Origin of the sequence: Sphingobium fluminis (assembly GCF_037723805.1) — a bacterium.
In the GTDB taxonomy this organism is placed as follows: Bacteria; Pseudomonadota; Alphaproteobacteria; order Sphingomonadales; family Sphingomonadaceae; genus Sphingobium.
Genome location: NZ_JBBJUK010000003.1, coordinates 1 through 15,456 on the forward strand (window position 1 = coordinate 1; position 15,456 = coordinate 15,456).

General features: G+C 58.5%; 6 protein-coding genes. 2 read left to right on the top strand and 4 right to left on the bottom strand.

Annotated features, from left to right (window positions below):
- The coding region (locus WG907_RS09315) for a type II toxin-antitoxin system RelE/ParE family toxin (RefSeq protein ID WP_445326796.1) at positions 1-198 on the top strand (198 nt) is incomplete at its 5' end.
- Between the two features lie 360 nt (positions 199-558).
- On the opposite strand, the gene WG907_RS09320 is transcribed toward WG907_RS09315, so the two are convergent.
- The 4 genes from WG907_RS09320 to WG907_RS09335 all read right to left on the bottom strand — a co-directional run bounded on the left by WG907_RS09320 (position 559) and on the right by WG907_RS09335 (position 12,940).
- Entirely contained in the window at positions 559-5,529 is a 4,971-nt protein-coding gene (locus tag WG907_RS09320; RefSeq protein WP_340232506.1) for an ATP-binding protein, read from the bottom strand.
- A complete protein-coding gene (locus WG907_RS09325; RefSeq protein WP_340232507.1) occupies positions 5,526-7,355 on the bottom strand; it encodes a methylation-associated defense system protein MAD7 family protein in 1,830 nt (609 codons plus the stop codon). Before WG907_RS09325 ends, WG907_RS09320 begins: the two co-directional genes overlap by 4 nt.
- Positions 7,356-7,358: 3 nt before the next feature.
- Entirely contained in the window at positions 7,359-11,333 is a 3,975-nt protein-coding gene (locus WG907_RS09330) for a protein kinase domain-containing protein (RefSeq protein ID WP_340232508.1), read from the bottom strand.
- A gap of 821 nt (positions 11,334-12,154) precedes the next feature.
- A complete protein-coding gene (locus WG907_RS09335) occupies positions 12,155-12,940 on the bottom strand; it encodes a metallophosphoesterase (protein WP_340232509.1) in 786 nt (261 codons plus the stop codon).
- Positions 12,941-13,295: 355 nt separating this feature from the next.
- Here WG907_RS09335 and WG907_RS09340 point away from each other — a divergent pair, with 355 nt between their 5' ends.
- A complete protein-coding gene (locus tag WG907_RS09340; RefSeq protein ID WP_340232510.1) occupies positions 13,296-15,278 on the top strand; it encodes a hypothetical protein in 1,983 nt (660 codons plus the stop codon).
- Positions 15,279-15,456 lie beyond the last annotated feature (178 nt).

Below are 15,456 nucleotides of genomic sequence, written 5' to 3' on the forward strand. Positions count from 1 at the left end.
TATCGTACGATTAGCGTTCGACCCGGAACAGGGTCGCCGCGCTTCGGGCATGAGTTGGAAGTGCCGGGACTGCGGAGCAGAAAAATTGCACGGTTCCCTTTTCTGATCTTCTATCTGGAGAGGGATAATTACGTTGACGTTTGGCGCGTCCTCCACGCCCAGCGCGATCTTGCATCCTGGCTCAACCAAGAAAGCTGACAGTCACCTGACGACCTTTCCATGTCATTCAGCCAACGATTTTCCATTCCCAAGTGCGGAACAGCCGCTTTCCCCGTGCGGTTAGGAAGGAGATTGCTCCTGACGCTACTCTGCAATACTAATGATCTATTCGGATCGTTGGTGGACACAACTGCGTTATATTTCGAGATACTTCGCCTCCTCCCCGGTCTGCAGCCCGTTGTGCCGCTGCCTAACGATCTTCTTGGAGACGACGCGGACACTGGGAATGGTGCGGTGTAACTCACGAAACGCGGCCGCATGCGATGGGCTTGCAAATGATGTGGTCGTCTGCCCGTCGGCTGGTGCACTTAGAACGCCTTCCGGGATGCTGTCTTGCTCTCACTCCGCCAAATGCACGCGGATTGGTTTGTGATGTCCCTCCCCGAAGAACAGAGCGTTATATCGCTCAAGCGATTTGAGCCGGTCGGCCGTTTGCTTCTCGTCTGCCGAAGCACCCGTCATTCGGGCCAGCGTGCGGGCATCAGCTTCTGTCACACGCATCGTGAGGTAGTTGCCAACGGCTGAGAAGAGTGACGAGTTGAAGTCTTTCGCTTCCTGCGAGGCTAATATCAATGACAGGCCATACTTCCGGCACTCCTTCGCAAACTGTGGAATCAGCTTCAAACGGGCTGCCCGATGGGCTTCGTCGAAGATGATGGCGTGCGTCAGCCCCATTTGCACTCCTCGCCTGAACATATCCTTGTAGAGACTGTAGAGAATGAAGGACGAGAATGCGTTCTGTAGCATCCCATTCGTTGTCCCGTGGATTCGGATGATCGTGGGACGCGTCTCATCGAGCAGGCTGGGTTTCTCTCCAACGCCGTCGAAGAATCCGTAATCGGACAATTCTCGCAATCGGGCGAGAAGTCCGGCGTTGGGCTTCGGTTTCCCGCAGAGAATATCGTAAAATGCGCGAAATCTGGGTGTCCGACGTCCGGATGGAGAAGGATCTGCCCATCCAGCATCGTCATAGCTTTGCTTCAGTGCCTGTCTGAGCTCCTCGAGCTGGATATCCCCCAGGTCGGGAAAGATCGCCCCGAAAACGTCGCGCAAGGTCCCAGCAACATCGACATGCGCGGTCGGCTGGGATGAGTCGATCCGAAACGGATTGAAGCCCAGTCCGTCATAATCGACGAAATTCAGCGGTCCTAGTTCATCCGCGAGCTTGGCGTCTATGTCGTCATGATATGAGAATATGATCGGGCAGATGCCCGCTCGACTGAGCTGGCGACATATGTTGATCAGACAGGTTGTTTTGCCCATTCCCGGAAGACCGACGAGCATCAAATGCGGATTGGCCCGTATCGACAGTCGCCAGTTCACGTCATCATGGCCACCAGCCGTAGTACCAAGGTTGATCTCGGCGGGATCCAGCGGTCGCGGTGACTGATCGCCGGCAGAAGAGCAATCGACCGGTTCAGACCTAAAGGACGCAGCTGCGACCGGGGGCTCATCCTGCGCGAGGTTGGATTTGCTGCTCGTTACACCCTCGTTTGGGAGCAGCATTGGCACTGGCATTTCTAGTGGTTCTGGTGGGCCTTGGTCGTGCGGCGAGGGCAGAGTCCCCGGATCGTCGGGCAGCAATGACGGCCCAAAGAGCCACAACCTGGCTTCTTCGGCATCCGCCGCCTGGATGCGTTCCGGCGCACCGGTGCGATGCTCGGGACAAAAGACGTAACCGATGTCGGGTTGCTCGATCTCGGTCGGCACATAGTCGGCGTTGAGCACAATCTGATCGATCTCCCGCAGAAGCCGCGTCTTTGCGGCTGGCTGGAGACGATGGCGCGCGGCCCGTTCAAGGTAGAAGCGCAGGATTCGTGCGAGCTGAGAGCGACGAAGCGAACGCTCAAGCGGATGCAGATCCTTGGAGAAAAAGTAAGCTGACCACCTCCGTCGTAGGTCGCCTGTCTGGGCAAGCATCCCTTGGAACAGTTCGGGTTGACGCGCTGTGCGCAGATGCAGCCGGTGCTTGACCTCGACAAAGCGGAATTCGATCGCCCCGCGTCCGGTGGTTTGAACATGAATGAAGTCGGCTCGGCGGCCGCCTTCGCCATCATCTTCGCTTCCAGTCACCGGTGCCACGTCGAGTATCTCGTCCACTGGCACGAAGAAGCCTCGGCCCAGATCCAGCCATGGGCCGCTACTATCCTCCGCAAGGGCACAATGCGCTTGCATTAGGGCAAGAGAGATCATCTCACCAGTTCGAGAGCTTGGATTTGCCAGCCTTATCGCTAGCCTGCCTGACAATGCCTTGAGGTGCAGCAGCAGGAAGCGGCTGTTCCGCTCGCTTCCGCTGAGCCCCATATCGCCGAGGGCTTCATCGACGAGGGCACGAACTTCTTCCAGATTGCTCGTCGTGGTGACCAGCTGAAGGGCGCCGAGATCCGAACGCTCAGGAATTGCGTCGATAACGAACCGCTCATAGATGTCGGGCAACGCCACTGGCGCATCAAAATATTCCACACATGCGTTCCGATCGACGGTCACTACCCAGTCGCTATGTTCATGCATGAGGTCGATGCGGCCACGGTCCGCCAGCGGAAGGCGCGTCCTGAGAACAGGCCAGTCGTCGGCTGCTCCACCAAGGAATCGAGACGTCGCGCGGGCAATGGCGGCGTCCATGCGGAGCAAGCGATCGATTCCGGTTCGGTTTTCAGGTGCCTTTTCGCCTTCTGTCTTCGGCGGGGCATAGACGATCCATTCCGTATCCTCGCCGAAGGTCACACGGCGCTCCAATGCCCGGCTGAGTCCGAAAGCGTGGAGCGGCCGACTATCTCCCAACTCTTCGGCTTTGCGAATCGTCAGCCGAGTCTCGAAGCTGTCGAATGCGAGAGCAAGGTGACTCGTCCGTGGTACGTCTGACTCGGATCGCTTCGCCCAGCGCAGTCGCGGCGCGACGATTTCTCCGGGCCGCCGCGCCGTCTCCGTCATCCAGCGATCCTCGGCGCTGACGATGCCGCCGCCGGTGCGACGGCGGCGTCCAACTGCATTGAGGAATTTGCCAGATATGGAGGAGGTCTCTTCGGGATGGATGAGATCCAGCTTGAAGCAGAGTTCCGATTCTCGCTCTTCGTCATCGTCGGCTGCTGGCGTAACCGCCCTTAACGTCTCGCCGAGCGCGCGCGCGACTGTGGCTCCGTCACCAGGTCGCCATGCCTGGATATGGAGCATGTCGAGGCCGACACCGGCAAGGCCGCTGCCACGATGGTGGCAATCCAGATAGTGCTGAATCTCTCTCGCCAGAACGGCCGCGCTCTCTATGCCAATGGATGGAGCGATTTCCTGGGTACCACCGCCGAGGCAGGTCGAGAGCAAGGAGATTGCAGCCTTCGGTTCCGGATCGCCGTCCACGGTGAGAGCGACGGCATGGAATCCCAGCATGTCTGCAAAAACAAAGCCCGGCATATTCGGCGTTCCAGGAAGCACTGCCGGAAAATTCGAACCGTCGAGATCCTTTACCGCAGCGCGCACGGACGAAGCTGTCATGCCCTGCTCGTAGCGGGCATGAATGAGAAGCTGATCGTATGCAGCGTGCCACAGCATGCGGAGCGGATGCAGCGGCGTCGCGATGAGACCCCATGTCCGGCCAGATAGTGACCGCACCTCAATGGTTCCGTGAAGACAAAGAGCGGGTGGCCCTGCCTCAAGCGCCGCCGCCCACGCATTCGTATATGCCTCGCCAGCAGGCCACCGGCTCGCCTGAATTCGAGCCAGCAAGCCAAGCGGTCCAAGCTCCGAAGCCAATTTTCGGCAGCTATCGACCACTCGGTCCCAGACATTAGAGGATAGTGTACCGGACGACAGCGCCTCGAAGGCGAGTCCGCCGACGGGAGATCCATCGGAGCGGACCTTCAATATCCATCGTCCTGGCGGCCCGCCAAGACGCTGCCAGTCATCTTCGGCTTGCCGTATGAGCGTAGGGCGTAGGACCCGCGCGCTTCGACCACCCGGAAGGCTCCAACTGATAAACCCTTTCTTGTCCTCCGTGGCACGCGACGCAGGTTGGTTGACGTCCGCAGCTTCATCGAAAGCAGCTCGGTTCAAAATCGCGATGGCGCCGTCGATCAGGCTTCGTTCGACTTTGCCAGAAACTGCCGTGGATTTGCCTTCAGCCTCACCAAACTCAAGGACAAACTCCTCGCTCTGCACGGCCGGAACGTCCATGGCTCCAATGGCACTTATATGCACAGATGCTTCGAACTTGGCATCCGATCCCAGATGATCAAAGTATTCGATGGAGAACACGGCCCGCTGAGGATTCACCTCCTTGTGTGAAACCGTTTGTTCAGCCAGTTCTTCCTCGCCCGCCATAATGGCTACGCGATAATCGACCGCGCCGCGCGGCAAGTCATCTGGTTCTGTAGCCCAGCGAACTTCAAGTCGGCCTTGATCCTTTGTCGCCGCAGTGCGATCCAGGACCAGGCGGGGGCGCTCGTCTCCCGTTTCCTCGGTGGGCCTCAGGCCTGACCAGCCCACCAATTTCCCCGCGCCAGTCCGCCACGACGACAGACGGAGCGCACGTACATCTGCACCGGTGAACTGAGGATCGATCGCGCGAAGCCAGAGGTCTGGCCTGCCACTGAGACAATTCAGAATTTGCAAAGGGCCGCGGCCAGCAGAATCTCGTAGAAAGGATTCGAGCGCTGCAGCCTGGTCGCCATCCGGGTCATTCGCTAGCAGCAGACCGCGGACGCGATCACCAATAGCACGGTCATCATGTGCATAGAGCAGCCGCTCGGCGAGGGCTCCGCTCAGGTCGAGGTCGTTCTCGTCCGGAACTCCTTCAATGGCTATTGGCCAGAGGCCCAGCCGTGCCACCGCTGCCCCAGCGCCCACCGACTCGGCGGTCACAAGAAAATCGAAAATCTGGAATGGCGTTAAAAGGTGCCGGCGCCCGAGACGCTCAGCTCTACGTTGCGCAGCCCTGAGAAAAGCGCCCTTCCCCCAAAGCGGGCGGCGTGCACGCTCCTGTGCGCCCCTGAAAAGCTCTGCTTCGCCGATCTCTCGCGCCGCACTGTAGATGCCATCCAGACCTGCCCCGGCCCGAAGAGGGTCGATTATGAACAGAATAGGGTCGGCCTTGTTCTCGCGCAATTCGACGGCCCCATCGGCCGTAATCCGATTTTCACCCGCCGCATCAACCACCGCCCGAACTGTCCAGCCGTCAACGATCAGTCCCGGGGGAGCGACCAATGCGTCGACAAGCTCGGAGGAGAGGCATCGAAGGAACGCGATTTCACCTGACACGGGCGCGCCAAGAATCTGCGCGAGCGCCGTCGCAATATGGCCCGCGTGAACGTCTGTGATCATATGGCGACTGCCTCTTGGGATTCGCCCATGTCATCGTTTGGGATGTAGCGGGTGCGCAGCTTCTTCATGCGTTCGGCGTCATTGACGCCCACGAGCAGGCCAAGATCGCGTAGCCGACGCTCCAGCACTCGGCGGTTTCGTTGAAGGAGTTCGTTGGGGACCGCCATATTTGGGGGCGGCTGATCGATGTAAAATCCGTAGCGCTCGCGCAAAAGTTGCAGGAACTCTGGAAAAGAGAGGTCTTTTGGCTTGTTGCCCTTTCCGTCCCTTCTCAGATGGCGGTGCACCAGATACTCGAGTGCCGTGTTGGAAAGGACGAATGAGATTGCGTCCATCGTCTTTCGACCGCTGGGCAGTGCCTTGCGCAAGGTAATACGGCGGCGACGGGCCAGGCCGTGAGGTTCATCGGTCATGAGAGCCGCGTGAAAGCTCTCCTGGATTCGGCTCTTGGAAGATTGTTCCAGTGCGAGCGTCAGCGCTTCAGCAAGCCGTACCCCGTGCTTGCGTCCGTCCGTTTCGTTCTCAAGGATGTCGAGACGTAGATCCGTTGGCTGCTCGGGATCAGACGCCTGCACCAGTTTGCGGGCGGAATTGCGAAAGAATTTCTCGGCATCGCGTGATTCGTCATGGGCACCGCGAGCCAGTGATCCGAGTAGATTGAGCCATTCGGTAGCATCGGGCTCTTTGGGTGGCAGACCGTTCTTCTGTGATGCGAGATCCGACTCCGTGCTGACAAAAAAGTCCAGTAGACGCAAATACATGAGTATCGTCGACAAACGCTGCAATTGACGCCGGGCGAGATCGCCCGATTGTTCCGACGCGTCTCGCAATTGCGGATCAGCCGAGCCCGAGCAATCGACGAACCGCTCCCATGGCTGCTGCTCGTTCTGCTCCGGCACATTACCTTCGGTGAGCCAATGCTCGAGTATGCGAACGGTCGAGAGAATGATCGTGGAAAGCCCAACGGCGATGGCGCTTTCGAGCATTGGGAGGAGCGATAAGCGAGGAATCGTGCCGTCGCGGCCGTAGCTCTCAAAGAAAACGAGGAGATCTTTACGGAACTGGGCAGCCGCCTTGCTCGCGATTGGACGCTGATTGGGAATCGGACCGGGCTGCCCCTTCCCAACGGCCTTGCTTGGGGCCTCGCCGCAAAGTTGCGCCATCCGTACAGTCAGCAACTGGTCTAGGCCGACGGTGGTCTCTTCGCTGAATTTGTCGGATCGCAAGTTGGTCCTAAGATCGCCGTCGACCGATACCCCTGGTGCAAAGGCGGCGACGAACTCATTATCCGCTATCCGGGCGCCAACAGGATAGCGGCCACCGCGGGCGTCAAGTTCGAGGTTGGCGCCTTTGGGTTGATCGGCAACCAGCGCAACGATCATTTCGGGGACGCCACGCAGGTTGGCAGCATCCACCGGGAGGTCAATCCACGAAGCCATATAGTGCGGCGCGAAGCAGCGTTGGACCTGCTCGTCATGCCCTTCCGCATGTCGTCTGTTTTCGAGGATCGCGGTCAAAAGTAGGTCGCCGAGGATGGTTCGACCGGTTTCGGTATCGAAGCCAGCAAGGACCTCGCTTTGGGCAAGAACGTCAGCCACGCTCCGGATCGTCGGCTTGCCGCCATCGGGCCCGAATGAGCTGTTGAATTTGCCCCTACCGCGCCGATGCCCCCAACGAAACAAATACAGGATCATCGGCATCAGCGCCCCGATTGCAAAATCCTGGGGCGTGAAAGGGAAAACCGGTGCATAGTTGCCGGTCCAGATCTTGGCCGTCATGTGATTGCCAAGGGCGTTTTCGACAGTTTTCCGGGCTTCACTCGCCATGGTTCAGACCCTCATTTCAGCACGCTCAAGCGTGATGATCTGACCAATAGAGTTCATGTCGATGCCAACCGTGTAGACACGCTCTTCATCTGCTGGATTCCATGCCCGCATTCCCCGTTCATCTTCCTGGGCCAGCCGCTGAGTGAAAATCGCGAGGTTGGCGAAAACATCGTCCGAAAAAGCATCGAGGATCTGGACGCCTTCCGCGAGTTCCCGCAGCAGCGTGAAGAGGTCGAGCGGTACGATGAGGCGCTCGACACGATCGTTTGAAAGCCAGTAACTTAGCACGAGATGTCGATGAAGCGTCTCGAGGCCTGGCGCGCGCGCAAATTCTTCGGCCGCCAGCGTGAACCGATCAAGGGGCTTCGCGACCCAGAAGGAACTTTCGGTCGGAGTTCGTGGGACGATACGAACGGGAACGAACTCACGATCCCGGAAGGCAATGTCGGGTAGTGCTTCGAGCCGCGAAAGACCGCGGCAAAGCTCATCTCGTATCTGGGTTATGCGTTCATCGGACAATAGAGGGAAATCCCTGAAATCCGCGAGATGGCGTCCACCATGGAGGCCCAGCGCATCGATGCTCCGGCCAACCTTTGAAATCTGATCCGCGTTCCAGGAGAAATAACCTCGGCGTCGCGCGCTTCGGAGGGTCGCCTCGGGAAAACGAGGGGCTCCGTGTGCGGGATCGGGCGCGGCCGGACTCAACAAGTAGCGGTCTATACGGGCATTGGCATCGAGCGCCGGATCAAGCCGCGTGAGTTCCCGCAACAACTCTCCTTGCCGTCGCGGCGCTGATGGATCGAAACAATAGTCAGCTGGTTCGTGCTTTCCGATCGAAACGTCTTCATGCAGATCATCGCAGGCGTAAATTCCGAACAGGATATAGCTCAGCGCCGCCTTGAGCTCTCGGGCAGTAATGTGGACCTCATTGCGCTGATGGACTGCTTGCAGGGCATCCGTCAGGCGCGTCCGCAACAGGGCTCCGCGTGCCAAAGTGCTGGGATCACGGCTGGCGCCCATCATCGCAGCAGAGGCTTGCATGGAGCAGCGTGACTGAGCCGTGCAGCGGTTGCACGCCTCCCAGATTTTCGGTGCGTTCGATCCGCCGACCAACTTGGCGATCATTTGATCCACGAATTGCGTGGATACCTGATCGACCCCGTCCTCAATTCCGCCGACCAGCGACCGGAAGTTGAGCTCGATCAATCGAACATGGGCATCAAGCCCCTCGCCTTCACGCCCAAGCGCGTCGGCAAGTTGCTGTGTGAGCCGGCTCTGGCCGTTCCTTTGCTCGTAGGATTTAATCCATTCCATCAGGCGGCCATCGTTGACAGCGACAAGATGAATACGATTCGTCGGTGCTTTTTCGTGGAAGGGCTCAAAAATCTCGTCGAGCAATTCGTCGGCAGAGCGGCCATTCCACGATGCGGCACCATCGAGGTTGATCTTGATTTTCAGGCCGCCAATCAACGCATCGTGCACGCGGCGCTCCGAACGGAGGTCGTCGATGCCCAGCTGTGATGCCAAGCGCTGCAGAAGTGCGGTCTTTCCGTCACCGGCATTTCCGCACAGGATTACCAGAGCAAGATCGCCAGCCAGAATGGCGGGGCCAAGCATCCGGTCAAGCCCGGTTTCGACATAAGTGTCTGCTGCAAATGAAGAATCTAGACCACGCGTTTCGGCGTTCCCAAAACGGGAGCCCGGATAGGATCTGAGAATCTCGGTGACGCGAGGTACGACCATTGGACGAAGAGGTTCGGGTTCAGTCGATGCTATGGGTGCATCCACCGTTCCAGCAGAAGCGCGATCGAGCTGCCGCAAGGCATCCAAGGCCTGGCCGGCTCCGGTGAAACGGCGAGATGGGTCGGGATCGCAGGCCCGGTCGGCGAACTGTGCGAACAACGGGAATCGGGAACGATCCTCTTGTGACCAAGCCACTCCGGCCCCATCGCGACGGATCCCCTCAAAGAGAAATGGATGCTGGTCTGTCAGCGCATGGTACAGGCTTGCCGCCAAGGCAAAGACGTCGTCTGCCGGCGTCGCGGGCCGTAGCGCCCGCCGCTCGGGTGAGGCATAGAGTGTCGTTCCAGGGCTGTTGATCACCTCCCCGACGGGTCGAGCGAGATCGAAATCGATCAGGCATGCGGTCCGGCCATCGACGAGAATGTTGGAGAGGCTGACATCCCCATGCACCCAGTTCTGGACGTGAAGAGCGTTCAGTCCTTCACAGAGCACCTTAGCCCAGTTGAGGATCAGCGACTGTGCATCGAGCGGGGAATCGTCCTGGAGTTCATCAGCAAGGAGGCCGACATATTCGCCACGGAGGTTATCAAGCGGGTCACCGGGTCGCCACTTCAGCAAGGCCACCAGGGTGTCGGCTCGCCATTTGGCCGCGGTCTGATAGATTCCGGACAAGGCTGAGTGATCGGCGATGGAGCGTATCTTGCGATAGGCGATCAGTGCCGTCTCGCCGACCTCGGGATTGAGGACAACCTTGCCAACAAATGTGCCTATCGGTTCGTCAGTCTGGCCATCGAGTTGCTCAAGCTTGAACGTCCGGCCCGCCGCCCCCTCGCCAAGTCTTGAAACGACCCGAAACCGCTCATCATTCCATTCGATGATCGCTCCCTCGTCCCAATGAAGCGGTGATTTAGGGGGATTCGCTTGGCTTGGAACAACGGCTCCCGCTGTCAGAGCGTCGGCGATCTCGCGCGCGGGCACTCGATGCGCGGGCGCGTCGCTAAGTCCCTGCTGCAGGATTACACAGGCGTGGTCGGCCTCGGCAGAGCCGCCTGCAAAGAGTTCCAGAAGCACCTTACAAAGGCTGTACACGTCCGACCGTACATCGGCCGTGGCAAGGCCAGACCGTAGAACCTCGGGCGCAGCATATTGGTCAGCGCTGACATTCGCGCCAGCGCCAGCAATCGTCTCCGCCTTTGGCAATCTCGCCCACCGCCATCCGGCGAACAATGGCCGCCCGTCCGAACGAACGCGCACTGTTTCCGGCGTTAGAGAGCGGTGAACAAGCGTTTCTCCGTCCAGAGTGGGCTCGTGGAGATCTGAGAGTTCGCGCAAAGCTGCCGTGGCGAAGGCAAGCCGGCCAGCCATTGTCCAATCCAGATCCGTAGACGCCTCAGCGATGGACGTCGCAGCGCTATCAGCGGTCGAAAAGAAAAACAGCTCACCTGCATAGTCGGGCAACGCTTGAAAGCTGTCGACCAGGCTTGGAAGTGCGGGCGATTTCTGAAACCGGCGGACAGTGTCGAATTCACGGCGGGCCAGATTCTCCGCGTTTGAGGCGCTGCTGGCTGATAAATCATACAGGTAGATTGTAACATGGTCGCCACCGCTGACATCCTGCGCGGAATAGACGCGCACGAACTGATCTTCAGCCGGTGATAGGCGTTGAAGCTGGGCATAGCGGCCGAGGCGCCTCAACTCACCGCGTGTGACGGAAAGCTCATAAGGCGCGAGTTCCTTCGCCAGCCGCTGGGTATCAACGATCGCGCGGTCCGTAAGGATGTCCGCAAATGCCTCTTCGAGGTCTACCAGACCGTATAGCTTGACCCCTCGGACAGAGGGCAGTTGTCCATCGCGGCGAGCCGTTTTCGGCCCGGTGGTAAGCAACATGCCTGCTGCTACGTAGCCGAGCTCGGGATAGAGGCGTCGCAAGCGCGTAGCGACACGCTTGGCCTTAGTCGTGATGAGGTCGGCATGATGCTCGAACTCGCGCGCACGGCCCTTCAACCGCCCAATATCCCAATGCTTGACCTCGATCGCCGTCGCGCCACCAGGACCAATCACGACCAGATCGATTTCGTCAGGCTGACCGTCGGACTTCAGCGCATGGGCCAGGTTGGTCAGAACATAAACGGTGCCCTCGCCAACCGCTGCCCGAAAATGGGCGTCGACGGCGCGATAAGCGAGTTCCTCGCTCCGGTTTGCAAAAGGCCCGCAGGGAAGATGTTCAACGCGCAACTTCGTCCCTCGCTAATTCAAGCCCGGCGATGCGCGATTGATTGAAACGGTGCGCTGGCGTTGTCCTCACGAAGAAAAAGTTCACGCCGCCACCCCCATAAACATTGCGCCCAGTTGCCCCACGGTACCATAGGCGATTGCCCTCCCGTTCGTCGATGACGAAGATGCATTGATATCACCTTTAGGCGTTTTTGGTTACGCCCCGCGGGATAGATATCTCTCGCATTTTCACTGGCTTCTGGACATTTTCCCTGGCCGGAAGAGTCTGGTAGATGCGAGCTAGTGATAGTCTCAGGTAGGCCCGCTCGCCACCAGCGGACCGTTCGGAACGGCCGCGCGGACATCGCGGACCGATCTCCCCTCCATGTGAACTAACGATCGTTTACGTTTGAAATCCAAGGTCGGCCCTGCTCTTAGCCGGGAATCCGAGCGATCGTCCGCTTGTGCCCCTCACCTGTTGTTGCTGTCGGTCGGTGATCGACCGCCTTTGTTCACTCAGGAACGTAACGAAACTCAACGAGAGATAGATTCTGCCGGTAGTTGATGCTGCAAGGCTTGCCGGGAATGCCTAAGGGTGATCAGCGGCCCAAGATTGAGAGGTTATCCAAGGAACGTCCGCTTCCATACAAAATTATAGTCGCAGGGACGCCGATACATGACGTATTGCTGTCGCGGGCTATTCGTCACAATGCCTGCTGGGAACGTCCGTCAACCAATTGGTTGGACTCCGAAGCGGACAGAGCAAAATGTCCCAAGGCCTGCCCAAACCCGACCTTCCGCAAACTACCCTAGTTTCCAGCGGAGGATACATAATGGCGCTCTTAGATTTCGACCACTTTGAAAGGATCGAACGCCAAATTCTCTGGGCGACCTCCGAGCTTGAACGGACCGTAGCCCTTCGGATTGCAAACAATTCGGGTGTCGCCAATTTTGTAATCAAAGCTGGAGTGAGTGTGACCGTGAACCCAGACCCTAGCGCCGGACGCTTCGACGAGCTGCGAGAGGTCAGAGCAAAAGGCCGGGTTCAGACTATCCCCCGCGTAATGCGATGCGATCGATCGGGGGTGGGGGAGGTGATGCGTGACCACCACGGTTGCGCCATCAAATGCGCCTGGGCGCAGTCTCTCCTTTAGCCATGAAATGGAAGCCTTATGCCACTCGCGCGCTTGCTGCGGCCGCAATGGTTCAGATTCTTTGTCCGGGAAGATGAGACGATGATCGTTCATCATTGAGGCGGCGACGTCCATCGACAGGCGTCGCGTACCGTAAAGGTCGTAGTCGGTCCAAAGACTGGCACCGAGGAAGCGTACCCCTTCGATTTCCACCGATTCGTCGAGGAGTAGATGGACGCCGAGTTGTTCAGCAAGCTCACGGGCGCGGATAACCTCCTCCGCGACGGTGAACCTGTGTTTGTGGGCATACCATTCGTGATTGCCCATCACATACACGATCGGTCTATCTATGCGTTCGGCCATCCATCGAATACCATTACTCGCCGGATCGTGAATGTCGCCGGCGGCGATCAAGACATCGAAATCCGGAGGTGGGTAAGGCAACTCCCAAACCGACTGCTCAATATGCAGATCGCTTAAAATCCAAAGCCGCATGATATTCCTCGTGCATCGCCTCACGGGAGAGGATCAAGCCCATTGTGTTCCCATGCCCAATTAGAAGGATAATTCGACGCAGCCGGACGAGTTCAGCGTCGACATGTTGGGGTTGTCGGGACAGGAATTTTTGCTGGCGAACAGATGCGAGGGCAATTCATCGCGCTTCTACCGCTCAAAAGAGCGTCAAATTTGATCTTTAGAATGCCATTCTATCGATCAACGGTCTGCGATTTAGCGGAGGTGGCGATCAAGGATGATGCCTAAGTCACTGTCCATCCGTCGATTTTAGGGTGAGGGGGCCATCCCGCATTGACGGGTGGGCCGAGCATCCCGCTAGGCCGACACATATCGAATGGACCCGAAACTGATGTCATCCAAAGTAAGCCGGGCAGGCCGCCCGGTCGTGAAGCCTGCACATTCCAAGCGCGGCCCTAAATCTATCCCGTTTGCCGAGAAGCCTGTCGCCCGATTTGGGGAGTGGATCGATCCCGCAAACTTTCACGCTGCGCTCAATCTCCAGTTAGAACGTCACGACGAATCCCATTACCAGCTTTACAAGGCGATTATCCGGGCGGGAGACACGTTCGACAGGGTTACGTTGAGAACGTGGGCGGAAGGGAAGAAGGCTCCGCGTAGCGTCGCCAGCCTCGAAATTCTGGCCCGGATAGAGCAACGCTATGACCTACCAAGTGGCTATTTCAAAAGTAAGCTACCCCACCCAGGGCGTGCGCCGACAGGACATGCGCTGATCGGCGTTGCCGCCTCCGAACAGCGTCGACTGTCCTGGCATTTGCCGGACGATTTCAATCTTCGCAGCGAGGCCGAGCGAACTGAAATTCTCACATGGGTCAGGACCGTCATTATCTCCGGCGCAACCGAATATCGCCGGTATCAAGCCGCCGCTGCAAAGCATCGATACGCGATCCGGTTTCCGGCGCTCACGGGGCGTAAATCTCAGACAGGACGGCCGGTCTTCAATCCAGCTTTGGAAGAGGATAGCGACGCGGACCTCGTTTCCTACGCTTCGGACGCGCCATCCAGCTTGGAAAATGAGATGCGAGACCTTCTCCGTTTCAAGACCGCGACCCTCACCGATATAGGCTTTCAACGGAGCGGCGTTTGGGGCGAGGAGACATCCTCCCAAAAGGTCGAACATCTTGGCTTGATGTTCGGCGCGCTGGCCGCTTCTCCGAGAAGCGCTATTGCGGGATATGGGGTGCGCCGATCGGACCTGAGTTTCGCGATGCTGGTCTTTCCCAAGGTTTGGGACTGGTATGTGCAATGGCGCGAGCGAAGGCGGGGGTTCTACACGCATTGGGAACTCGACATGCTTCGTCTGGGCATGGCGCTGGCAAGGGTTGATACCGGGTGGCTGCGTCAGACGCCCCGGCTCGCGGACCGTCTATGTCCGATCGAAGGATTGATATCGCCGGAGGACATCGAGACTGCACGCGCCGATTGGGCGGGCGCTTGCGAAATCCTTTATGTCCACGCTGCTGCCCGCGCCAAGGAGATCGATCGCGTATCGCGGGTTCACCGCGATCCGTTCGAGCCGATCATGCCTGTGCTGGAGGCGGACAGCCCGCTAGGAGAATATCGAAAGATCACCGAGGAAATCCTACGCCTGATGCCCGACAGTGGCCGTTATCCTCGTCCAGCGGCAGAAGCAGTCCGGTCTTTTTTGATGATCCGGTTGGGGCTTCACTCAGGGCTCCGGCAGAAGAATTTGCGCCAGTTGATGGTCTGTCCGCGCAATCAGATACCGAGGTCAGATAGGCAGCTTGAAACTTTAAGGCGCGGGGAACTCCGCTGGAGCGAGCGGGCGCAAGGCTGGGAAATCGTCGTTCCCTCAATCGCGTTCAAAAATTCCGGATCGTCCTTTTTCGGCGGTAAGCCGTTTAGGCTCGTTCTGCCCGATCTAGGTGGCTTGTACGGTCATATAGCCCGATACATTGAGACCCATCGCGCTGCGCTCCTTAGCGGAGCAAGCGATCCGGGGACGTTCTTCGTCAAGACCGTGAAAGCTACCAGCGGAAGCGCCGAATATGATCAAAACACCTTCTACGAGGCTTGGCGGTTGATCACGCAGCGCTACGGCGTCTTCAATCCTTACACCGGACGGGGAGCGATTAAAGGGCTGCTACCGCATGGGCCGCATAACGTCCGTGACGTCTTAGCGACTCATATCCTCAAACAGACAGGATCGTACGAGCAGGCGAGCTATGCCATTCAGGACACGCCAGATATGGTTGCCCGGCACTACGGAAGGTTTCTTCCGCAGGACAAATCAGCGCTCGCAGCGCAAATTTTGAATCAGGTTTGGGAGGCCGCCTAAACTCCTGGGTCGGCGGTACTGGAAACGACGCCGACCCGCAAATCTGCTTCGCCGATGACGGGATATTTTATAAGATGCTCGGTTTTCCCTATGGTCGCGTGCCAGCAAGGAGCCGAGTTCCAGGATACGATCTCGTTAAAAGCCATCGACGTCAGGTCATGCCATTACAGGCGCGCCG

Bases quoted from the DNA above. Each gene is read 5' to 3' on its own strand.
- WG907_RS09340 (WP_340232510.1), top strand. From the start codon at position 13,296: ATGGACCCGAAACTGATGTCATCCAAAGTAAGCCGGGCAGGCCGCCCG.
- WG907_RS09320 (WP_340232506.1), bottom strand. From the start codon at position 5,529: ATGATCACAGACGTTCACGCGGGCCATATTGCGACGGCGCTCGCGCAG.
- WG907_RS09335 (WP_340232509.1), bottom strand. From the start codon at position 12,940: ATGCGGCTTTGGATTTTAAGCGATCTGCATATTGAGCAGTCGGTTTGG.
- WG907_RS09325 (WP_340232507.1), bottom strand. From the start codon at position 7,355: ATGGCGAGTGAAGCCCGGAAAACTGTCGAAAACGCCCTTGGCAATCAC.